Origin of the sequence: Tenacibaculum jejuense (assembly GCF_900198195.1) — a bacterium.
GTDB lineage: Bacteria > Bacteroidota > Bacteroidia > Flavobacteriales > Flavobacteriaceae > Polaribacter > Polaribacter jejuensis.
Genome location: NZ_LT899436.1, coordinates 37,544 through 58,836, shown reverse-complemented (window position 1 = coordinate 58,836; position 21,293 = coordinate 37,544). Strand labels below are relative to the sequence as shown.

The following is a 21,293-nucleotide window of genomic DNA, read 5'->3' as shown; positions in this document are numbered from 1 at the left end:
TTTTCGTCTGAGTGACATTTTCTTCTTTCTTGCGGAAAGCATGTTAAAGAAAGAAGCATCAGCAGTGTTAAGAACGTATTCTTCATGTCCTCTTGTGTTTGGGGGTTACACATCGATTAGCAATCTAATCCTTGAGGAAGGGGGATACCAATAAAGATACTCATAGGTTAGCTAGAGTTTCAATTTAAAGATAGCGATCTTTTTCAATAAATACCACTGAAAACTGAAAAACAGGGGTTTATCCTGTTTTTTTGTTGTACTAAATAAAAAAAAGCTCAAACAAAAGTTTGAGCTTTATGATTGGTTGTAAATAATTGAAGGGTTTATCTTTTAACCAATTTAGTTTTTAATTTTTTAGGTCCGTAAGTAACTTCTAAAATATACATACCTGAATTTAAGCTAGAAATATTAATTCTTCCATTAGTTAAATCACCATTCTGAACAGTTTGACCAATTGTATTAACTATCTTATAAGAACTTAAAGTTCCTTCTTTAGAAGTTAAATTAACCTGTACAAAACTAGTTGCAGGGTTCGGGTATGCAGCCACATTAATAGCTTCTTCATTACCTAACGCATCAGCATCACTAAATGTTGTAAATAAATTAGAACTTGTTGTAGAAGCTGTAATATTTATTGTGTAATCTTCAACTTCACCATCAGCAAAGTTCTCACATGCCGTTTGAGCAGCATTATACTTCATTGATACTCTCATTCTAGTTTGTCCTAAAACAGCGTTTGAAGGTACATCTACAGTAGCAGATAAATTATTTGCACTTGAGGAAGATCCTGAAACTACTTTTTCACTGTCTTCAAATGTTCCGTTTCTGTTGAAATCAATCCATACAGCCCAGAACTCTGTGTATGCCTGACCAGAGAATCCTGCACTTACAATCATACTATTAGAACTTCCTCTTGCTAATGTTCCAACTTGAGAAGTAAAGTCTGAATAACCACTTCCTGCTCCTGTTGCATTTGCAATTCCTCCTAATTCTACGTTATCAATCCATTCGAATTGTGTTCTATTACCACTAGATGCACAATAAGATACTGGTGCTGGTGTATCACTTTGAGTTGTAAATGTTACTGAACCAGCAGCAGATTGATTTCCTGCAGCGTCTCCAGCTCTTACAGAAATTGTGTATGAAGTATCAGCTGTTAATCCTGTTAAGTTTGCTGAAGTTCCTGTAACTGTTCCTAAACTTGTAGAACCTTGGAAAACTTCATAACCTGTAACACCTACATTATCTGTAGAAGCCGACCAGCTTATAGTAGCTGTAGTTTGTGTAACGCTAGGAGCTTGAACGTTAGAAGGAGCTGAAGGTGCTTGTGTATCAGATCCTGCGTCTGTAGCAGTTAATCCTAAGTCATCAATAGCAACATCACTTCTCCATCCATTTCCTGTTCTACCTACTATTCTTAATTTAATTGTTGAACCTAAGTAACTAGCTAAATCTACAGAAACACTATTCCATTGATTTCCTTGGTTACCAGATTGCGTCCAAATATCAGTCCAAGAAGCACCATCGTTTGACGAAGCCTGAACTGTTAAACTTCCTATATCTGTTCCATACATATGGTTTTGGAAAGTAAACTCTGCTGCAGATTTACCTGATAAATCAAAACATCCACTTTCTAAAATTGCAGTAGCATTATTTCCTATTTGACCAGCACTTCCATTAGTAGAAGCTTCTAAGAACATATAGAAAGAACCATCAGCACCAGAACTTGGTCCAGTAGTATTAGATGGAGTTCCTCCGCTGTCTCTTAACCAGTTTCCATCATCTCCTCCAACTTGAGTCCAACCATCATTACTTTCAAAGCTTTCACTATAAGGTAAAGATTGACATGCAGCTGGTGCATTTGTTGTAAATGTAGTTGATGAACTATATGATGAATTTGTTCCATCAGGACATTTGCTACGAACTTGTACTTGATATTGAGTAGCTGAAGATAACCCTGATAAATCTAAAGAAGTTCCTGAAACCGCAGTTGTTGTCCAAGAAGAAGTTCCTGAAACTCTATATCTAACATCGTAAGTTGTCCCTGCAACAGCAGACCAATTTACTGTAGCTCCTGATTGAGAAACTCCATTTACATTTACTCCTGTAGGAGTAGTTGCATTACAAACTGCAGGAGTTCCAGTAACACCTGTTACAATTAAAGAAAAAGCTTGACTACCACCAGTTAAACTTCCTTTGTGTGTTACAGTAATCGTATAAGTTCCTGAAGCGTTTGCTACGTCTACTCTTTCGAATGGATCTACATTATTATCTCTTTTAGCACTAGATGTTGGTCCGGTTAACTCATATGGTAAAAACTCAGAACTTCCTTTAGAAACTCTAATATCTAAATCATTTACTAATACAGGTGTAGTAGAATTCACTGTAGTTACAGCAGTACCTGGTCTATCAGTCCAAGAAATTGAAGCCAATAAAGGACTAGTTCCGTCTGAATCTACAGTAATTGTATATGTTTGACCAGAAGTTAACGTTAATTCTTCAATCTTAGAAGCTGCTCCATTAGCAGTAATTGTTTCAGCAGCTCTTTTAGCATTTAAAAGTCCCCATCCGAAAACAGCATCTGGACCAGAAGCTCCAGCATCATCAGCAGTGTGAAGAGCTAAACCTTTTAAAGTTGCAGCTCTCATAAAATTACCATTAACATTATTATAATGCTGTTGTAATAATATCATTGAACCAGCTACGTTTGGAGAAGCCATAGACGTACCTGTAATAGAATTATAAGCAGTATTACTATTATGGTAAGTAGAATATACTCCTGTACCGTTACCAGTAATATCTGGCTTAATACGGAAATCATCTGTAGGACCTTCACTACTTGAACTATTTATAGATACTGAAATTAAATTTCCACTTGCATCTACATTTGCATCTTGAGCATTTGCCACTACTAAATTGTTCTTTGAAGTTGAGTGACCTGTTAATTTATCCCAACCAGAACCTCCTGTTGGATTTGAATTTGCTGTGTTATCGTTTCCGTCATTACCTGCAGCAACTACCATTAAATAATTTGGTGCATTAAACATAATTTGATCCCAAGCACGAGATTCATCTATGTAACCACCAAAGAAATATTGAGGTAATTGAACTTGACCAGTATTAGGATTTCTTGCTGCAAAACCGTATGAATGGTTAGAAACTAACATTCCATTTGCAGCAGCATTTGTTGCTTCTGATTGATCATTGTCCCAGAAATATCCAACAGCTTTAGCGTGAGGAGCCATACCTTTTGCATCTGCCTGTACACCAGAAGCAATAATTGTTCCTGTTACGTGAGCTGCATGAAAATTTAAATTTGTACTTCCATCACCGATAGAAAAACGGTTATTTCCTCCTGCTCCATCATATTCTTGGTGAGAAGCTCTAGCAATACCACCATCCCAAACGTGAGCAGTCATACCTTGTCCCATTAGGTTTAAGCCTAAAGAACCTCCATTATTTAAGTGATTTGTTCTAGTAGATCTAGCTGCATCTACATTAAAAGTAGTAAGGTAAACAGGTACATCGTCTACAATTCTTTGTAGTTGTAAAAATCTACCATCTTTAGTTGTGAAAGAAGTTTTCCAACCTTTTTGTTTCGCTATTCTAACAGCTTCCTTTCTTTGAGAGTTTTCTCTTGTTTCAATAGATTTCTCTATTGTTTGAAGTTTAGACAGATCGTACTGGCTTCTAATTTCATTAATTTGCTTTTCGTTTTGTGCATTAGATTGTAATCCAAAAGACAACAATCCAGCGAAAAGCAATAACTTTGGTAAGTAATTGTTTTTCATTTTTTGAAGGGTTATAAAGTATAAGGAATTTGAGTTAAAAAGACTTAACCAAAACCTTAAAATTTTGTTAATAGTGGGCCAAATATAATTTTTTTTTATTTTAATCCAAAAAAAACAAGGTTAATTATTTAAAATAGATAGAGTTATACCCAAAATTTTGACAATACAATATTTTTAAAAGCTTTTTTATGGTAATATTTAAGGATTTTTCAATTTCATTCAAAGGAATTAAAGTAATTAACAATCTTAACTTTAAAATTAAATCTAATTCTATTTTAGGAATTGTTGGTGAAAGTGGAAGTGGAAAATCGTTAACTTCTTTAGCATTAATTGGATTACTACCTAAAACTGCAAAAGTTTCAGGTAAAATTAACTTTTTAGATACTGAATTATTCTCATTATCTGAAAAAGAATTTCAAAAATACCGAGGAAAAGAAATTTCTATGATTTTTCAAGAACCTATGAGTTCTTTAAATCCCACAATAACATGTGGTAAACAAGTTGCAGAGATTTTATCAATACACACAAAATTATCTAAACAAGAAATAAGAGAAGAAGTTACTTCTTTATTCGAAAAAGTAAAATTACCAAGACCAAAACATATTTACGACAGCTTTCCGCATGAAATAAGTGGTGGTCAAAAACAAAGAGTAATGATTGCTATGGCAATTGCATGTAAACCTAAATTACTAATTGCTGATGAACCTACAACCGCTTTAGACGTTACTGTTCAAAAAGAAATTATCTTACTTTTAAAAAACTTACAACTAGAAACTCAAATGAGTATTCTTTTTATTTCACATGACTTGAATTTAGTTTCTGAGATTGCAGATGATGTTCTTGTTATGTATAAAGGAGAGATTGTAGAATATGGAAATACTACTTCAGTATTCAAAAACCCGAAAGAAAATTACACTAAAGCATTAATCAACTCTAAACCCAAAGAAAATGTACGTTTAAAAAAGTTGCCAACGGTAAAAGACTTTATCAACGAAACAGTGGAAAACAGTGTTTTTTCAAAGGAAGAAAGAAAAGTATATCATGAAAAAATTTACAGTACTACTCCTTTTTTAGAAGTTAAAAATCTTAAAAAAGAATTCATTTCAAAATCATTTTTATTTACAAAACCAAATGTTGTTAAAGCTGTAAATGATGTTTCTTTTTCTTTATACCAAGGTGAAACATTAGGTTTAGTAGGAGAATCTGGCTGTGGAAAATCCACTTTAGTTAGAACTATTTTACAATTAGAAAAAGCTACAAATGGTGAGATTTTTTATCAAGGAAAAGATATTACTAAACTCAACACAAAAGAATTAAAACTAATGAGAAAGGATATTCAAATTATCTTTCAAGATCCTTTTTCCTCATTAAATCCAAGAAAAACAGTCGGTGAAGCAATTTTAGAACCAATGACAGTTCATAAAATTCTATCTCATAAAAAAGAAAGAAAAGATTATGTTTTAGAGCTTTTTAAAAATGTTGGTTTAGATGTAACTCATTATGATAGATATCCACATGAATTTTCTGGTGGACAACGTCAAAGAATTGGAATCGCTAGAGCAATTGCCTTACAACCTAAATTATTAATTTGCGACGAATCTGTTTCCGCTTTAGATGTTTCTATTCAAGCTCAAATTTTAAATCTATTAAACGAGTTAAAATTGAAATACAATTTCACTTACATTTTTATATCTCATGACCTTTCGGTAGTAAAATATATGTCTGATCAACTTATTGTTATGAATGCTGGACAAATTGAAGAAATTGGAGATGCAGATGAAATTTACACTAATCCAAAAAAAGAATATACTAAGACGCTAATAAGTGCTATTCCTAAGGGAATTTAACCCTTACATCAAAAAAATTAATATAGTATATTGCGATAGTAAAAAACTAGAAGAATTAAATGAAGATTATTGTTCCTATGGCTGGTGTTGGCTCACGCTTACGCCCTCATACTCTTACCACTCCAAAACCTTTAACTGTTATTGCTGGAAAAACTATTGTACAACGTTTAGTTGAAGATATTAGCAAAGTAATTGATCAACAAATAGAAGAAATCGCTTTTGTTATCGGACCTGCTAAAAAAGGTTTTCCTTCTGATACTAAACAAAAACTAATCGAAATTGCTAATAATTTAGGAGCAAAAGGTTCGGTTTATGTTCAAGAAGAAGCTCTAGGAACTGCTCATGCTATTTATTGCGCTAAGGAATCTTTAAGCGGACCTTGTGTTGTGGCTTATGCTGACACTTTATTTAAAGCTGATTTTACTTTAGATACAAATGCTGATGGAGCTATTTGGGTAAAACAAGTTGAAGATCCAAGTGCTTTTGGTGTTGTAAAATTAGAGAACGGATTCATTACAGATTTTGTTGAAAAACCTAAAGAATTTGTTTCTGATTTAGCAATTATTGGAATCTATTACTTTAAAGACGGAGATAAAGTTAAAGAAGAGATTCAGTATTTGATTGATAATGATTTAAAAGAAAACAATGAATATCAATTAACAAATGTTTTAGAATCTTTAAAGCAACAAGGTGCTAAATTTATACCCGGTAAAGTAGATGCGTGGATGGACTGTGGTAAAAAAGATCCAACTGTTGATACTAACAAACAAGTACTAGGGTTTGAAGCTGCTGATGGAAATAATTTGGTTTCTGATGATGTTGTATTGGAAAATTCAGAAATTATTCAGCCTTGTTACGTAGGAAAAAATGTAGTATTGAAGAATACTAAAATCGGGCCTTATGTTTCTGTAGGTGAAAATAGTATTATTGAAAATGCTACCATAACAAATTCTTTAATTCAAACGAATGTACAAATAAGCAATGCCAGTTTTGATAATGCTATGATTGGTAATTTTGCTAAATTTAATGGAAAATTTACATCAATAAGTATAGGTGATTATACAGAACTTACATAAAAAAAAGATTAGAAAACAAAACAGAATAATATTTCAAATGCTTGAAATACTATTCTGTTTTCTGTTTTTCATTTCTCAAGCAGAAGCACAAGACAATGTAGTGCTTCAAGACTCTATTCCAGAAAATAAATTATTAGATTTTGAAAAGTTATTTTTCGACGCTATTACATCTAAAGCGATAAATAATCATCAAAAAGCAATTGAACAACTAGAAGAGTGTAATACAATTATTCCTAATGAAAAAGCTGTATTATTTGAACTTTCAAAAAACTATTTTCTATTAAAGAAAATTCCTGAAGCTGTAGCATATGCTAATCAGGCTTTAAAAGATGATCCAGAAAATATTTGGATTCAAGAGCATTTAGTAAAAGTACATCGAAAATCTGGGGAGTTTGAAAAGGCTATTGAAATTCAAGAAAAAATAGGAACAAAATTTCCAAAGAAAAAAAGAGAATTACCTTTTCTTTATTTAATGAATAACGAAAGATCAAAAGCTAAAAAGATTTTGAATGAACTTGCAGATGCTAAACTTTTAAATGGTCGCTTACGTAGATTAAAAAGTCAATTAGAAAAAAGAAGTACAAGAAAAACTACAGTAACTGTTTCTAATAAAAATCAAGGGCTACGAACTAAGTTCAACAAAGATAAAAGCTTTAAAAATCTAACCGATTTATTAGAAAAGCTGCAAAAAGAAAACAATAAAGAATTACTATCGTATAGTGAGCAAGGATTAGCATTATTTCCTGCCCAACCTTTAGTATATCTTATGAATGGTATTGCGTTAAATAATACTAAACAATACAAAAAAGCTATAGAAACACTTAAAAATGGTATTGATTTTGTTATTGATGACAGAAAAATGGAAAAAAAGTTCTATGTAGAGTTATTAAAAGCTTATAAAGGAACTGGAGATACCAAAAACATTAACAAATACCAGAAAAAAATTAAGTAATCAATGAAAAAAGTATACTTAATACTTACTACATTAATTATTGCAACTTTAAGTTCTTGTAAATCTACCAAAGAAACGACAAGCACTGCTACGTTAAAAAACTTATCGGCAAGAAGAGTAGTTAAAAAGCATTTAGCTTCAAATTTTGAAGGAAATACTATCGACGCAAAATTAAAGGTTAGATACAAGGATAAAAAAGAAGACATTGGTTTTTCAGTAAAAATGAAAATCAAAAAAGATGAAGTTATTTGGTTAAAGGGAACTAAAATTATTACTGTTTTTAAAGCTAAAATAACTCCAGAAAAAGTAAGTTTTTATTCGCCATACAAGAAAAATTATTTTGAAGGTGATTTTAGTATGCTAAAAGAACTTTTAGGTTTTGATGTTAATTTCGAACAACTTCAAAATATGTTACTAGGTCAAGCCGTTCTAGATATAACTGAGAATAAACAAAAGGTTGATATTGTGAATCGCTCTTATCAACTTTACCCTAAAAAACAACCTTTGTTATTTGATATTTTTTATCAAATACACCCCGATCACTATAAATTAAAAAAACAATATTTAGTTAATCAATTAAAAGAACAGCGATTAGATATTGATTATGCTGATTATATTAAAAAAGATAATTTATTATTTCCTAAAAGAACTATTATTACAGCTAAAGAGAAGAATAAATTTACCAACATTAATATAGAAGTTAGGTCTATTAACTTCAATACTAATTTAGAAATGCCATTCAGAATACCTTCTGGATATAAAGAAATCAAATTATAGTGAAAAAGCTTTTTTACATATCTATTTTAAGTTTTTTATGCATTACTTTTCCATCTCATGCGCAAGGGAGAAAAGAGCTTGAAAAACGCCGTAAAAAGATAAACAAGGACATAAAAAAGATCAATTCATTACTCTTTGAAACCAAAAAAGAAAAAACAAACGCTTTAGACGACTTAAAAGATTTAAGTCAGAAAATTACTGTTCGTGAACAACTTATTGAAACTATTCGATTAGAAACAGAAGAATTGAATAAAGAAATTAAACAAAACGAAAAGAAAATAGCCGTAAACAATACTGAACTTAAAACTTTAAAAGCCGATTATGCTGATATGGTTTTTAAATCATACAAGAGTAAATCGCAGCAAAGTAAAACCATGTTTTTGCTTTCTTCAGAAGATTTTTTACAAGCTTACAAAAGAATAAAATACATTGAGCAATACAAGAGTTTTAGGAAAAAACAAGCTCAAAAAATTATATTTAAAACTAAAGAAATAGAACGCTTAAATGATTCTTTAACTAAAAAAAAGAATCAGAAAAAAGTTTTAATTAATACAGAAACTAACCAGAAAAACAGAATAGAGAGCGAAAAGGAAGAGCAAGAAGAGTTAGTTAGTAAGATTAAAAATCAAGAAAGTAAATACAAGCGACAGCTAAATAAAAAAATCAAAGAAGAGAAAGCCGTTGCTAAAAGAATAGATCGAATAATTAGGGCAGCCATAGCAAAGGCAAATAGAGGAAAAAAAGGAAAAGCAAAAAAAGGAGAGCTTTTATTAACTAAAGCTGAAAAAACTTTAAAAGCAAATTTCGAGCAAAACAAAGGAAAACTCCCTTGGCCAATTAATGGTGTTGTTACTAGAAAATTTGGAAAACAACCCCATCCTACTTTTAAATCTATCACTATTAATGGTACTGGTTTACATATTAGAGGTAAACAAGGAGACGATGCTAAAAGTGTTTTTAATGGTAAAGTTTTAAGTATTACTAAAACCGATAAAGGGACAAAAAGTGTCATGATACAACATGGTGATTACATTACAACGTATTCTAATCTTAGAACAGTTTTTGTAAAAAACGACCAAAAAGTCACTACAGGAACTCCAATTGGTAAAGTATTTACCAATAGAGTTACAGGGAAAACAGAGTTACTCTTTGTACTATCTAAAAACACCCAAAAACTAGATCCTGCAAGGTGGATCAAATAAAACGAATGAATAAAGCATCTAATTTTATTATAGTTACCACAGCAATAATTGCTGTTTTAGTGATTGGAAAAGGAATTTTAATTCCCTTTATTTTTGCTGTTATTTTCTGGTTCTTTACCAGAGAAATCAGAAAACTTATATATAAAATCCCTTTTGCTGAAAAATTTATTCCAAAATGGATTAGCAACATTTTGGTGTTTTCTATAATTATTTTAGCCTTTGGTTTTATTTCAGAAATTGTAACCAACAGTGTAACAGATGTTACAGAATCGTACACAAAATACGAACCTAATATCGAGCGAATTATCACAGATTTAGGTAATTATTTAAATGTGGATATTTTAACATCTATAAAATCGGTTATTGGTGATTTTAATTATGGTTCTGTTTTAGGTGATATTGCAAATGGTGTAAGTGGTTTATTAGGTGATACGTTTATGATTATCATTTATGCTTTATTCTTGTTCCTTGAAGAACGTAGTTTTGTAAAAAAGCTATATATGATACTAAGTAGAGGCGATAATTATAGTAACATACAATCGATGTTAGATAAAATTGAAGATTCTATTTCTAATTATTTACGTTTAAAAACCTATGTAAGCCTTTTAACAGGTGTTTTAAGCTACTTTGTTTTACTTTTTGTTGGTGTAGATAGTGCGCCTTTTTGGGCCTTTCTAATCTTCTTATTAAACTACATTCCAACTGTAGGTTCATTAGTAGGAACACTCTTCCCTGCTATTTTTAGCTTATTACAATTTGGCGAGTTTACTCCGTTTATAATTATAGCCTTAGCTGTTGGAGCTATTCAAGTTGTTGTAGGAAATGTAATTGAACCTCGTTTATTTGGTAAATCTTTAAATTTAAGTCCGTTAGTAACTATTTTAGCCTTATCTGTTTGGGGAAAAATATGGGGAATTACAGGAATGGTATTATCAGTTCCTATTACTGTAATTATGATTATCGTATTCTCTCAGTTTGAAAAAACAAGATCTATAGCAATTATGCTCTCAGAAAATGGTGAAATAGATAAGATTACGAAATCTAATCAAACAAAGCTTTAAGTTCTGTAGCTTCCTTTGGTTGCATTTTTCCTGCTAAAATTAAACTTAATTGCTTTCTACGTAAAGCTCCATCAAAACGCTGTTGTTCTAATTCCGTTTCTGGTTTAATTTTAGGAATTGGTACAGGTTTACCTGTTTCATCTACGGCTACAAACGTATAAATCCCTTCATTTACTTTCGTTTTTTCACCAGATTGACGGTCTTCTATCCAAACATCAACAAAAACCTCCATAGACGATGTAAAAGCTCTAGAAACCTTCGCTTCTAAAGTAACTACACTTCCTACTGGAACGGACTTAGTAAATGCTACGTGATTTACAGAAGCTGTTACAACAATTCTTCTAGAATGACGACGAGCAGCAATACTACACGCTCTATCCATACGAGCTAATAGTTCTCCTCCGAAAAGATTATCTAAATAATTTGTTTCTCCTGGTAATACTAAATCTGTAAGTACTGTTCTTGATTGTTGTGGTGTTTTAGCCTCCATTTCTAAAATTTGCCGCAAAGATAGTTAAACCCTTAGAAAGGATTTAAATTTCGTCAAGAAAATGTAGATTTTACTTTATAAGAATCCAAGCATCTTTAGACGCTTTTTCACGAATTGTTTCAATTGCTTGTTTCGCAACTTCTTTAGAAGGATAACTTGCTACAGAAACCTGAGTAAGTCCCCATTGGTTTTTCCCAATAATTTTAGCATCACTATATCCTTTTTGCTTTAATTCCACTATTTTCTTTTTTGCATTCTTTTCTAACTGAAAAGCTCCTGCGATAATAAAAACAGTTTCTTTATTCTCTTTTGTGATATCTAAATTTATTGTTGGCAATTTATCATCGATAACAAAAGTAGCCTTCTGAATTTTCTCTTCAACTAAATTTTGTTCTGCTACTAAATTAGTGCGATTATTCTTATTCGTAAATTGCTGAATCGCAGCCGCACCAGCTAAAAGTATTGCAGCCGCTGCTGCGTATTTAGTAATTCTAAATGACTTTTTTGTAGTTTGTTCTTCTTCTGTTATTTGCTCCTCGTCAAAAGAAGTTACCGTTGGTAAAGGTATTACCTTTTCCTCTTTTTCAATTACAGGATAACTTACAGATGAGAAACCAAAAGAACTCGTAAGGAAGTTTGTAGTACTTTCTGGTTTAAAAACTAATTGATCTTCTTCATTTAAAACTAAAGTACCTACTTCATTAATTTCTAAAGCTCCAACTTTTAAAGCTGTTTTCCATTCAGTAACAGCTTCAGAAATTTTAGCTACAGCTTCTTCAAATGAAATATTTAAAATCGAAGCTACTTCATTTGCTAACAAACCATCGTTTTGTTGCAACTGAGCATTAAAAGAAATCTTCTTTGTAGGCGGATAAAAAACACCATCAACTAACTGAGTTGTAGTTGTATTTGTAACAAATCCTCCAAAGTTCGGAACGATCACACAATCGTAACGATATAATAATTCCTTTATGTAGCTTCTCATCATCATAAGTACAAAGTTAGCTTTTTTGTTGATTTAAAAAAAGTATATTTGTGTTTAGTAGGCTAGATTTTTTAAAATTTTGGTCTTCTAAATAAAGAAAAAGAAAATGCTAGAAAAAGAACTATTGGCTGTATTGCGTTTACAGTCAACACCAAAAGTTGGTGATATTTTATCAAAAAAATTGATACGCACGCTGGGATCTGCATCGCAAATTTTTAAAGAAAAAAAATCTGCTTTACTTAAAATCGATGGAATAGGAGAGTACATTGTTCAACATCTTCTCAACGAAAAAACACATCTATTGGCCGCCAAAGAACTTGAATATATTCTAAAACAGAATATTTCTTATTCGTATTGTTTCGATGCTGATTATCCTAAAAATCTTCAAAATTGTACAGATGCTCCATTACTATTTTTTTATGACGGAAGATTAAACTGGAAAACTGATCGTATTATTTCTATTGTTGGTACTCGAAATATGACAAACTACGGAAGAGAGTTTTGTAGAAATTTCATCGAAGATATTGCTAAGTATAATCCTTTGATTGTAAGCGGACTTGCTTATGGTGTAGATATTTGCGCACATCAGGCAGCCATTGATTGTGATTTACAAAACATTGCTGTTTTGGCTCACGGACTTAATGAGATTTATCCGAAAAAACACAAACAGTTTTTACCGAAAATCATGAATAATGGTGGAATTATTTCTGAGTTTTGGCATAACGAACAACCCATGCGTGAAAATTTTTTAAAACGGAATAGGATAGTAGCTGGAATGTCTAAAGCAACAATTATTATAGAATCTGCTGAACGGGGAGGAGCTTTAGTTACCGCAGATATTGCTAATTCCTATCATCGTGATGTTTTTGCAGTTCCAGGAAAAGTAACAGATTATTATAGTAAAGGTTGTAACAATTTAATAAAATCGAATCAAGCACATTTGTTAAGTTCCGCTGAAGATTTAGTAAAAATGCTGAATTGGGATGTACAAGAAAAACCTATTGTTAAACAGACAGAATTATTCGTTAACTTAAATGAATTAGAGCAAAAAGTATATGACTATTTATTAAAAAACGGTAAACAACTCTTAGATGTTATTGCATTAGACTGTGAAATTCCGGTATATAAACTATCATCATTATTACTTCAAATGGAATTAAGAGGAATTATAAAACCTTTACCAGGAAAGATGTTTGAAATATAAAAAGTCTCTTTTTCAAGAGACTTTTTTGTTGTTATATACTTGCTTTAATTCGTGCTGTAATTTCTTCTATTGAACCCATTCCGTCAAAAGTTGCTACTTCTAACTTTGTTTTCATGTAAGCGATCGCTGGCTTTGTGGTTTCTTCAAAAATTCGAATTCGTTTTAAATGCGTTTCTGGATCTTTATCGTCTTCTCGATTTGAAGTTTCTGCTCGTTTCTTAGCTCGAAGTAGTAATTCTTCTTTCGGAACTTCAATATCAATTACCTTTTCAATGCTTAATCCTTTTTCTGAAACTAAAGCTAACAGATCATCCATTTGTGGAATTGTTCTTGGGTAACCGTCTAAGATAATTCCTTCTTCAGATCGATTTTCATCTAAAATTTGACTGAATAATGTTTTCATGATTTGGTCTGGAACTAAATCTCCTTTCTTTTCATACTTGGATAATTCTTTACCGATTTCGGTTCCTTGTTCTTTTTCCAATCTACAACGATCACCTGTAGAAATGTGTTTGTAGTTTAAAAGATTCTTTAAAATTTCACACTGTGTTCCTTTTCCAGAATATGGTGGTCCTGTGATGATTAAAATTTTCATCTTTTTAATTTCTATTTCAATTGTTTATCTACAAATGTACTTATAATGTGTTACTCGACCATAAAAGTTATTGGAATTGTATAGCGAACACTTACATTTTTTCCATTGTGTTTTCCTGGAATAAATCGCGGTAGTTTTTCAAACAGTTTTTTGAGTTCTTCTTTTAGTGTAAGATGCGGTGCTCTAGTTTCAATATTAGTTACATTACCTGAACTATCAATTGTAATTTGAGCATACATTCTCTTTTTTCCTTTCGATAAATCTAAGTTTTCAGTAGTTGAAAAATCAAAGTTTTTTGTCACGAATTCATTCATCTTTCGTTCAAAATTCTTTTCCCATGTTTCATTTGCTCTTTTAACAACTCCTTTAAATCTTGGTTGTTTTTCTACAAAACGAAAAGAGTAAAATTCTTGAACCTTCTTTTCTTCAGTTATAAAGTTTCCCTCCACAGACTCAATTTCATCTTCTTCTTTTAAATTTTCAAGTAACTTGGAAACTTCGTCTATTCTTTCAACATAATTTTCTACAATAGGTACACCTCCTGTAGCCAAAACTTCTTCTTCAGCTATGTCTCCCATTATCTCAACAATTACTTCTCCATCTTCTACAATTTCTATTTCTTCAGGTTTAGGTAAACCTCCAACAACAGGTACTTCTTCACTAGTAATGGATTTCGTTTCACAAGAAGTTTTCATCTTAGAATCTTTCGGATTGAAAACTGTTAAAGAATCTATTGTTTTTTCAACTTGAGTAATGCTATCTATCAACATCACTTTTTCTATTTTTTGAGTTTTTTGTTCTGTTTTACAACTAAATAATGTAGTTCCCATCGCAATAAGTAAAGCTAGAAAAAATAGTTTTTGAAAAGATAAATTCGTATTAAAAACAGTATCTGGCAGTTGAATTACTATGGAATCTAATTGCTTTCTGTAGAAATGACCACAAACTCTTTTTCCTTTATTTTCTGTAAGATATGTTTGAATTTCTTTTGTTGTTTTTGTAGTAAAATCAACTACAGTTTTAGAGCAAGAAGCACAAAATCTTCCTTTTTCATTTGGAGTCATTTTTTGCCAGTTTTCATGGCAAGGTTCTGGAATAGTAATCTTGTAGTTTTTCATAGTCTTTTCGCTTTTCGTTTCGGTCGCAAATACTATTCCAAAAAATCTTCATTTAAAATACTTACATTTGAAAAAAACACCCCAATGGAGCATTCAGAAGAAAAATTAATGTCGAAGAAAAAACCTGCTTTTCCTATCAATCATTTTTTAAATGATTACTTGATAGAACACAGTAGAAATATTAAGATTCCAATTTTTTATGAAGATTTACTCCGTTTTCAAGGTTCTGTTGTTGTGTATGATAAGAACGATGAAGATACACTTTGGGTACGTGTTTATTTCTCTGAATTCGACCGACAAGAAATTGATTTGAGTTTAAAGAAAGTCTACAATATTTTACACTCCAACGGAAACGAAGACAATATTCAATATTTAAATATTGATGCAGTTGATTACTGTACTTTTGGAAACTCAAAACCTTTCCGTGTGAAAGTGAGAAACGTTTTAAATGATAATTATACCTATTTCTACGTAAAGAAAACAGATGCTTCACGTGTTTATGGTTTAGAACTAGAACATATTTTATCACCATACAACCTTAACTTTTTGGTGTATAAAGACACTTTGATTGAAGAACATATTGCTGGAATTCCTGGAGATACTTTTATTAAAGAAATTTTACCTAAATGTACTGAACCTCAAAAATCTCAAATTGCCAAAGAGTTTGTAAAATTCAACGAACGTTGTATGATTCGTTTGTTAGGTGATATGCGTTCGTACAATTATGTTATTGTTCCTACTCACGATTTTGATAGTGTAGTATATAAAATTAGAGCAATTGACTTTGATCAACAATGTTTCGAAGGGAAATTTAAAGTCTATTATCCGCAGTTTTTTAAAGAAAATTATCCGATGGTACAGCTGGTAGGGAATAAGCTTCAAGAAAACTCTATTGAGCAATATAAACTGGAAGAAAGATCGATTGTAGCTAAACGTATTTTATCTTCTGAAGATCGTTTAAATGAATTGATTTTCTGTATGAAAAATGATGAAATTTCTAATGATGCAAACATCGAACAGTTAAAAATGCAGATTCATGATTTTACGAAAGATATTTCTTTTAAAAAGAGTAAAAACATGGGGGAAGTTCTTGAAAGTGCTTTAGACTTTGTTAGACGAAATTACGAGGATGTAACTATGCGATAAGTTTTTTATGGGACTAGATAGTGTTGAACTTATTGTTAGTATAGAGAAAACGTTTAAAATTGATATTCCAGATCAGGAATGTGAGCAAATCTACACCGTTCAAGATTTAATAAATGCTGTAACTAAGCGAGTTTTACATCAAAATAATACAAGAAAGGAGCTTCTTTTTACACGCATTCAAAATGCGATTTTAAAAACTACTTCAAGTACTACAACTATTCATTTCAAAACCCCAATAATAGATGTTTTTAAACTTGATCATTTAGCTTTTCAATGGAAAGATTTAGAAAGATCTTTACAACTTACGCTACCAGAATTAGTTCCTTTAGATTTTAACGATAAATTAGATACGCATGTTAAAGTTTTAGGTTTGAAAATTTTCAAACGTAAATCTCCTGTAACAAAAGGTAATATCGAACAATTAATCGACTGGATAATTTCTTTGAATTATCGAAAAATCATTGATCTTACAGAACCAATTTCTGCATATGATATCCAACGAGTCGTTATTGGAATAGTAAGTGATTCTGTTGGTTTACCTGTAAATGAGATTGAACTTCATCATGTTATGACAAGAGATTTAGGTATTGATTAACTTACTTTTTCTTACTTCGAACACTTTCTATAACTACAGTCGCTAAAATTAAACTTCCACCGATTAATGTATTCATATTTGGAATTTCATGTAAGAAAATGAATGCTAGAATAATTCCGAAAATTGGCTGTACACTACTAATAATACTCGTAGTTGATGCTGTGAAAAACTGTAACGAATATACCATTAAACTGTGACCGATTGCTGTAGTTAAAAAAGCAAGTAACAACAAATATGGTAACTGACTTTGTACACCAGAAATATCCATAAAAAATAGTGTAGGGAAGAGGCAAACCGAAATAATTACGGTTTGATAAAACATTAAAACCACACCGTTATACTGACTAACATAACGTTTTAAAATTAAAATTCGAATGGCATAACACAATGCAGAAACTACACCAAAAGCCATACCTTGAACGGTTGTGTTTTCAAAAGTAAAATCTGGTGATAAAATATATAAACCGAGTAAAACTAAAACTCCAAGAACAATGTAAATCGGATTGAACTTCACTTTTAAAAAAACTGGTTCTAAGAAAGCAATAAGAACAGGAAATGTATACAAAGACAACATTCCTACTGCAACATTCGACAATTTTAATGCGTAAAAATAAGTAATCCAATGAATTCCCATAAAAACACCCGAGATAAGAAATGGTGAAAAATGACTTTTAGATTTTAACGATAATGGTTCTTTTTTAATTTGTAAAAACACAAACAAAATTACCATAGCAAAAGCCGCTCTGAAAAAGATAATTACCTCAGAAGGCATGGCAATGTATCGGCCTAAAACTCCTGATGTACTAATAAAAAAAGTAGCTAAAAGTAAGCCTAAAACTTTTTTAAAATGTGAATTATTCATTTATGTAACTTTCTATTTTAATAATTGCAATATCATCTGTAGGAACATAATCAAAGTTTCTTTCTAGAGTCTTAATTTTCGACTTTAATGTCATTGACTTTTCTTCATGTAAGAGAAAACTAATAATTTCATCTTCAGACTTATACGCTTTGCTATTTTTTAAGTTTTTAAAAGCAAAAATTCCATCTGTGGCTAAACTAAGCGTTTTAAAATTAGGAACCGTAATTTTTTGTGTTTGATTATGATACCAATCGAGGAAAGAATCTTTTAAATGATATGCTAAATAATTCGGTTTATCATTACTTTCAAAATCATAATGTTTTTGATTAACAGTAATTAAGCCATCTCCAGCTATTAAAATTTCTGCTGCCTTTGTTTCTGTATTTACAATAGCCAAAATTAGAGTAGAAAGTAGTTCATAGACATCTAAATCTAACAGGTTTTTAATTACTTTTAGTTCATTGAAGAATTGTTTAGAAATGCTGTACAGTTTATCCGATAAATTCGTCTTTTCTTTTGTGATAAAATCTTTGTGAAACTCTTTTTTACTGATATTTCTTAATAGTTTCCCAAATAAAATTGAGGCGAAAACAGATTCATTTCCAGATGAACAACCATCGAAAACAGCCACTAGTTTTTCATGATCTGCTGTATTTTCAATAAGTAAAAAGTCTTCGCAATGATTGGTGTGAAATTCACCTATTTGAAGTATATAATCTATGTGCATTCTCGGCAAAAATAGGGAATGCCTTTTAACTTCTATAATTTTACTTTAAGAATCTTATTTAAGGTTTTTCTTGTTTTTTTACTGTTGATTTTCAGTTTATCATCTAAAATTTTTCCTTTATCAGATAATAATACTACTGTAGGAAATGAAGAAATATTATAGGTTTTCACAAACTTTCCTTTGGATCCATTGAAAAATAAATGTGTGCCTTTTTTATTTGTTTTTTCAACAATACTTTTCCACTTTTCAAAATCTTCTTTTTTATCTACAGAAATATTGACAAAAACAATATTGTAATCGTGATAATCATCTTTAAGCTTATCTAACGTTTTAAAATCTCTAATACAGGTTTCACACCAAGAAGCCCAAATATTCATTAGAATGTAGTTCCCTTTGTATTCAGAAAGCTTTACATTTTCTTCATGTTTTGTTAAAAAATCGAATTTAGATAAGTTTTTTGAAGCTTCAACTAAACGAACCTCATCATACTTTACTCGTGCTTCAGTAATTAATTCTAATGTAGAAGAATTTGATTTTATAAGGCTAAAATAGTCTCTTGTGCGTTGCGGAGTATCTTTACTCATTAATTCGAACAAACTCTCTAAAACGCCTTGTTTTAAAGCATCAGTACGAATTGAAGAGACAATATCTCGCATCATTTTTAAATTCTCGGCATTTTCTAAATCTTTTCGCCATTTTAAAATACTTAACTCTGCATATGAATTGTATTTTTCGAAAAGATGATCGGTATCGAAATGAATATGACTTAATGGTTCTAAAAACCTTTTTGAAGGATAAATACTGTCTTTGAATTGATAGAAAGATTTAGCATCTTCAAATCTCAATAAGTCTAAGGAATAACCAAACTGAAGATTTTTCATTTCTTCATCAACAAAATCTTTATCTAAAGTTCCAGAGAATAAAATCCCATAGAGTCCTTTGTAATATCCATCTATCTTTCTGAGGTATGCGTTTTCATCACCTTCATAAAATTCACGATCGAAATACTTTGGTGTGCTTTCATTTCCATTTAAACGAGATGCTGTTTTTTCAGCTAAAAACTTATTAATTGAAGCTCCTTTTCCAGAAAACTCCATTGAATTTCGAAAATCTTCCGAGTCAAACTTTATGGTAAGTTCGTGTTCTGGTTTTATATACAGAACAACTTGCTCATCTTCCTTTTCTAAATAGTAATATCCTTCATCTAAACTAATCTTTTCTAGTTCGAAATTTAGTTCTTTAAGTGTGATGTTTCGCACTACTTCATTTGTCACTTTTCGGATAGAAAAAGTACTTCCAATAGTATCATTTTCAATATTAAAAAATATCTTTTGTCCAAATAAACTAGTAATACTACATAGTAATAAACAAGTAACTATTTTTTTCATAATCATTACGTTACACCGCTACAAATTAAATCATTTCTCTTTTTCTTAAGCAATAAATATGCCTAAATTATACTTAAAATCTGTGGTTATTTTAAAAGCTTATTTAAAAGCTGTTTTGTTTTTTCTTGAGATGGTTTACTTAAATGACTTTCTACAATTTTTCCTTCAGGTGAAATTAAAATTAAACGTGGAATAGAACTTACACCAAAATCACTCACAAACTCAGAATCGAAAGCATTGTCTGCAAACAACTGAACCCCATTTAATTCCTTTTCGTTTAACATCTTTTTCCAAAGGTCGTATTCTGTCTTTTCATCTACCGAAATTCCTACAAAAACGATGTTTTTATCTTGATATTGTGTTGCTAGCTTTTTTAAATGTGGTACTTCTTTTAAACATGGAGTACACCATGTTGCCCAAATATCAATAAACACATATTTCCCTTTAAAATCTTTTAAGGATACTTTGTTTCCATCTTTATCTTCAAAAGTAAATCCAGGAGCCTTTTTTCCTATTGCAGTAGATTTTACCTTATTGTATTTTTTTCTTGCCTTACTAACAAATTCTTGATTAGGAACATACTTTCTAATCAACTCATAATAAAACTTCGACTTTTCTGGTGTATCTGAAATTCGATATAACGCATCTACAATTACATCTACAAAAATTTGATTGGTTTTAATTTTTCTGAAAGAAGCTTCCATTTCCTTAAAACTCGTCGCTTTTTTTAATTCTTTCTTCCATTTACTAGATGCTAAATTCCTGTAAGATGGATAAATACTATAAAGTGTTGCGTCGTCGTAAAACACATCTTTTAATTCACTAGTAACATCAGAACTTAGTTTTGGTTCAGTTCCTGTTCTGTATTTTACCGCATGCGGATAATAAAAAATATCGTTCAGATAATTATATTTCAAATTTTCCAATTCGTGCTTTTTAAAATCCTCGTCATCTAATTGAGATACCAAACTTTGTAACTCTTTATGAATCGCTCTAACTTTAGATAAAAAGTTCTTTTCCCCACTATTGTAAAAACTTTCTGTGTCTTTCCAACGTTCTTTTAATAGTTTTTTCTTGGCTAGCAGATAGTTATTAACCTTAGCTCCTTTCCCTGAAAAACTGACTGTCTTATTAAAATCTTTTGCATCAAAATTTACTTCTAAATTAAATTCAGGTTTTAAATAGATATAAGTTGAATTACTGTTTTTTATAAGTAAAAAATAACCATCTAATCCTCCAAGATCTCCAGTATTAAACTTGGTTTCTTGAATCGGTATTTTTTTTATCGTTCTTTTATGAATATTTCTTAATGAAAGGGTTACATCTTTTGAAGCATTTTTTGCGTTTCCATAAATCGACTGACCAAATATTGGTGTTGTAAAAATTGTTACGATTAAAATTGCAACTATTTTTCTCATCTTCACTCTTTTATTTTTTGAATTTGACGACAAATGTACATATTCTTTTTTTTCAGGTA

The 21,293-nt window shown here is 30.7% G+C and carries 18 protein-coding genes; 9 read left to right on the top strand and 9 right to left on the bottom strand.

Annotation, left to right across the window (positions count from 1 at the left end):
- Positions 1-323 precede the first annotated feature (323 nt).
- A complete protein-coding gene (locus AQ1685_RS00235) occupies positions 324-3,791 on the bottom strand; it encodes a S8 family serine peptidase (RefSeq protein WP_095068732.1) in 3,468 nt (1,155 codons plus the stop codon).
- Positions 3,792-3,979: 188 nt separating this feature from the next.
- Between AQ1685_RS00235 and AQ1685_RS00230 the strand changes: the two genes are divergently transcribed.
- Genes AQ1685_RS00230 through AQ1685_RS00205 form a run of 6 tightly spaced genes read left to right on the top strand, consistent with a single transcriptional unit; the run spans position 3,980 to position 10,706 of the window.
- Positions 3,980-5,638 (top strand): ABC transporter ATP-binding protein, encoded by a 1,659-nt coding sequence (locus AQ1685_RS00230; protein ID WP_095068731.1) that lies wholly within the window; start codon positions 3,980-3,982, stop codon positions 5,636-5,638.
- A gap of 59 nt (positions 5,639-5,697) precedes the next feature.
- Positions 5,698-6,714 carry a sugar phosphate nucleotidyltransferase gene (locus AQ1685_RS00225; RefSeq protein ID WP_095068730.1) on the top strand — a complete coding sequence of 339 codons (1,017 nt, stop codon included), beginning with the start codon at positions 5,698-5,700 and terminating at the stop codon, positions 6,712-6,714.
- 37 nt (positions 6,715-6,751) lie between these two features.
- Entirely contained in the window at positions 6,752-7,666 is a 915-nt protein-coding gene (locus AQ1685_RS00220; RefSeq protein ID WP_157730031.1) for a tetratricopeptide repeat protein, read from the top strand.
- A 3-nt stretch (positions 7,667-7,669) separates the two neighbouring features.
- The gene (locus AQ1685_RS00215) at positions 7,670-8,443 is read left to right on the top strand and encodes a DUF4292 domain-containing protein (RefSeq protein ID WP_095068728.1); all 774 of its coding nucleotides are present in this window, start codon (positions 7,670-7,672) and stop codon (positions 8,441-8,443) included.
- A complete protein-coding gene (locus AQ1685_RS00210) occupies positions 8,443-9,645 on the top strand; it encodes a murein hydrolase activator EnvC family protein (RefSeq protein ID WP_231970225.1) in 1,203 nt (400 codons plus the stop codon). Before AQ1685_RS00215 ends, AQ1685_RS00210 begins: the two co-directional genes overlap by 1 nt.
- A 5-nt stretch (positions 9,646-9,650) precedes the next feature.
- The gene (locus AQ1685_RS00205) at positions 9,651-10,706 is read left to right on the top strand and encodes an AI-2E family transporter (RefSeq protein WP_157730030.1); all 1,056 of its coding nucleotides are present in this window, start codon (positions 9,651-9,653) and stop codon (positions 10,704-10,706) included.
- Here the strand turns inward: AQ1685_RS00205 and AQ1685_RS00200 are convergent.
- Positions 10,687-11,196, bottom strand: coding sequence for an acyl-CoA thioesterase (locus AQ1685_RS00200; RefSeq protein ID WP_095068725.1), 510 nt, complete (start codon positions 11,194-11,196; stop codon positions 10,687-10,689). The genes AQ1685_RS00205 and AQ1685_RS00200 overlap by 20 nt on opposite strands.
- 70 nt (positions 11,197-11,266) lie before the next feature.
- Positions 11,267-12,181 carry an HU domain-containing protein gene (locus tag AQ1685_RS00195; RefSeq protein ID WP_231970224.1) on the bottom strand — a complete coding sequence of 305 codons (915 nt, stop codon included), beginning with the start codon at positions 12,179-12,181 and terminating at the stop codon, positions 11,267-11,269.
- Between the two features lie 106 nt (positions 12,182-12,287).
- Between AQ1685_RS00195 and dprA the strand changes: the two genes are divergently transcribed.
- Positions 12,288-13,385, top strand: coding sequence for a DNA-processing protein DprA (gene dprA / locus AQ1685_RS00190; protein ID WP_095068723.1), 1,098 nt, complete (start codon positions 12,288-12,290; stop codon positions 13,383-13,385).
- A gap of 31 nt (positions 13,386-13,416) precedes the next feature.
- Here the strand turns inward: dprA and AQ1685_RS00185 are convergent, their stop codons facing one another.
- Positions 13,417-13,980 (bottom strand): adenylate kinase family protein, encoded by a 564-nt coding sequence (locus AQ1685_RS00185; protein WP_095068722.1) that lies wholly within the window; start codon positions 13,978-13,980, stop codon positions 13,417-13,419.
- 50 nt (positions 13,981-14,030) lie between these two features.
- Positions 14,031-15,098, bottom strand: a complete 1,068-nt coding sequence (locus AQ1685_RS00180) for an energy transducer TonB (RefSeq protein WP_095068721.1) — start codon at positions 15,096-15,098, stop codon at positions 14,031-14,033.
- Between the two features lie 84 nt (positions 15,099-15,182).
- Between AQ1685_RS00180 and AQ1685_RS00175 the strand changes: the two genes are divergently transcribed.
- Complete coding sequence (locus AQ1685_RS00175; protein ID WP_095068720.1) at positions 15,183-16,244, top strand: hypothetical protein; 1,062 nt, start codon at positions 15,183-15,185, stop codon at positions 16,242-16,244.
- Between the two features lie 7 nt (positions 16,245-16,251).
- Positions 16,252-16,839 (top strand): acyl carrier protein, encoded by a 588-nt coding sequence (locus AQ1685_RS00170; protein WP_095068719.1) that lies wholly within the window; start codon positions 16,252-16,254, stop codon positions 16,837-16,839.
- A 1-nt stretch (position 16,840) separates the two neighbouring features.
- Here AQ1685_RS00170 and AQ1685_RS00165 read toward each other — a convergent pair whose 3' ends face one another.
- From AQ1685_RS00165 to AQ1685_RS00150, 4 genes are all read right to left on the bottom strand, one after another.
- Positions 16,841-17,701, bottom strand: a complete 861-nt coding sequence (locus tag AQ1685_RS00165; RefSeq protein WP_095068718.1) for a DMT family transporter — start codon at positions 17,699-17,701, stop codon at positions 16,841-16,843.
- Positions 17,694-18,428, bottom strand: a complete 735-nt coding sequence (locus AQ1685_RS00160; RefSeq protein WP_095068717.1) for a protein phosphatase 2C domain-containing protein — start codon at positions 18,426-18,428, stop codon at positions 17,694-17,696. The genes AQ1685_RS00165 and AQ1685_RS00160 overlap by 8 nt, the downstream gene beginning before the upstream one ends.
- A 32-nt stretch (positions 18,429-18,460) precedes the next feature.
- Positions 18,461-19,816: a TlpA family protein disulfide reductase gene (locus AQ1685_RS00155; protein ID WP_157730029.1), complete on the bottom strand. Its 1,356-nt coding sequence runs from the start codon at positions 19,814-19,816 to the stop codon at positions 18,461-18,463.
- Positions 19,817-19,902: 86 nt separating this feature from the next.
- The gene (locus tag AQ1685_RS00150) at positions 19,903-21,234 is read right to left on the bottom strand and encodes a TlpA family protein disulfide reductase (RefSeq protein ID WP_095068715.1); all 1,332 of its coding nucleotides are present in this window, start codon (positions 21,232-21,234) and stop codon (positions 19,903-19,905) included.
- Between the last annotated feature and the right edge of the window lie 59 nt (positions 21,235-21,293).

Coding starts and splice junctions, on each gene's coding strand:
- AQ1685_RS00225 (WP_095068730.1), top strand. CDS start 5,698: ATGAAGATTATTGTTCCTATGGCTGGTGTTGGCTCACGCTTACGCCCT.
- AQ1685_RS00180 (WP_095068721.1), bottom strand. CDS start 15,098: ATGAAAAACTACAAGATTACTATTCCAGAACCTTGCCATGAAAACTGG.
- AQ1685_RS00215 (WP_095068728.1), top strand. CDS start 7,670: ATGAAAAAAGTATACTTAATACTTACTACATTAATTATTGCAACTTTA.
- AQ1685_RS00175 (WP_095068720.1), top strand. CDS start 15,183: ATGGAGCATTCAGAAGAAAAATTAATGTCGAAGAAAAAACCTGCTTTT.
- AQ1685_RS00205 (WP_157730030.1), top strand. CDS start 9,651: ATGAATAAAGCATCTAATTTTATTATAGTTACCACAGCAATAATTGCT.
- AQ1685_RS00200 (WP_095068725.1), bottom strand. CDS start 11,196: ATGGAGGCTAAAACACCACAACAATCAAGAACAGTACTTACAGATTTA.
- dprA (WP_095068723.1), top strand. CDS start 12,288: ATGCTAGAAAAAGAACTATTGGCTGTATTGCGTTTACAGTCAACACCA.
- AQ1685_RS00235 (WP_095068732.1), bottom strand. CDS start 3,791: ATGAAAAACAATTACTTACCAAAGTTATTGCTTTTCGCTGGATTGTTG.
- AQ1685_RS00195 (WP_231970224.1), bottom strand. CDS start 12,181: ATGAGAAGCTACATAAAGGAATTATTATATCGTTACGATTGTGTGATC.
- AQ1685_RS00160 (WP_095068717.1), bottom strand. CDS start 18,428: ATGCACATAGATTATATACTTCAAATAGGTGAATTTCACACCAATCAT.
- AQ1685_RS00170 (WP_095068719.1), top strand. CDS start 16,252: ATGGGACTAGATAGTGTTGAACTTATTGTTAGTATAGAGAAAACGTTT.
- AQ1685_RS00165 (WP_095068718.1), bottom strand. CDS start 17,701: ATGAATAATTCACATTTTAAAAAAGTTTTAGGCTTACTTTTAGCTACT.
- AQ1685_RS00150 (WP_095068715.1), bottom strand. CDS start 21,234: ATGAGAAAAATAGTTGCAATTTTAATCGTAACAATTTTTACAACACCA.
- AQ1685_RS00230 (WP_095068731.1), top strand. CDS start 3,980: ATGGTAATATTTAAGGATTTTTCAATTTCATTCAAAGGAATTAAAGTA.
- AQ1685_RS00220 (WP_157730031.1), top strand. CDS start 6,752: ATGCTTGAAATACTATTCTGTTTTCTGTTTTTCATTTCTCAAGCAGAA.
- AQ1685_RS00155 (WP_157730029.1), bottom strand. CDS start 19,816: ATGAAAAAAATAGTTACTTGTTTATTACTATGTAGTATTACTAGTTTA.
- AQ1685_RS00185 (WP_095068722.1), bottom strand. CDS start 13,980: ATGAAAATTTTAATCATCACAGGACCACCATATTCTGGAAAAGGAACA.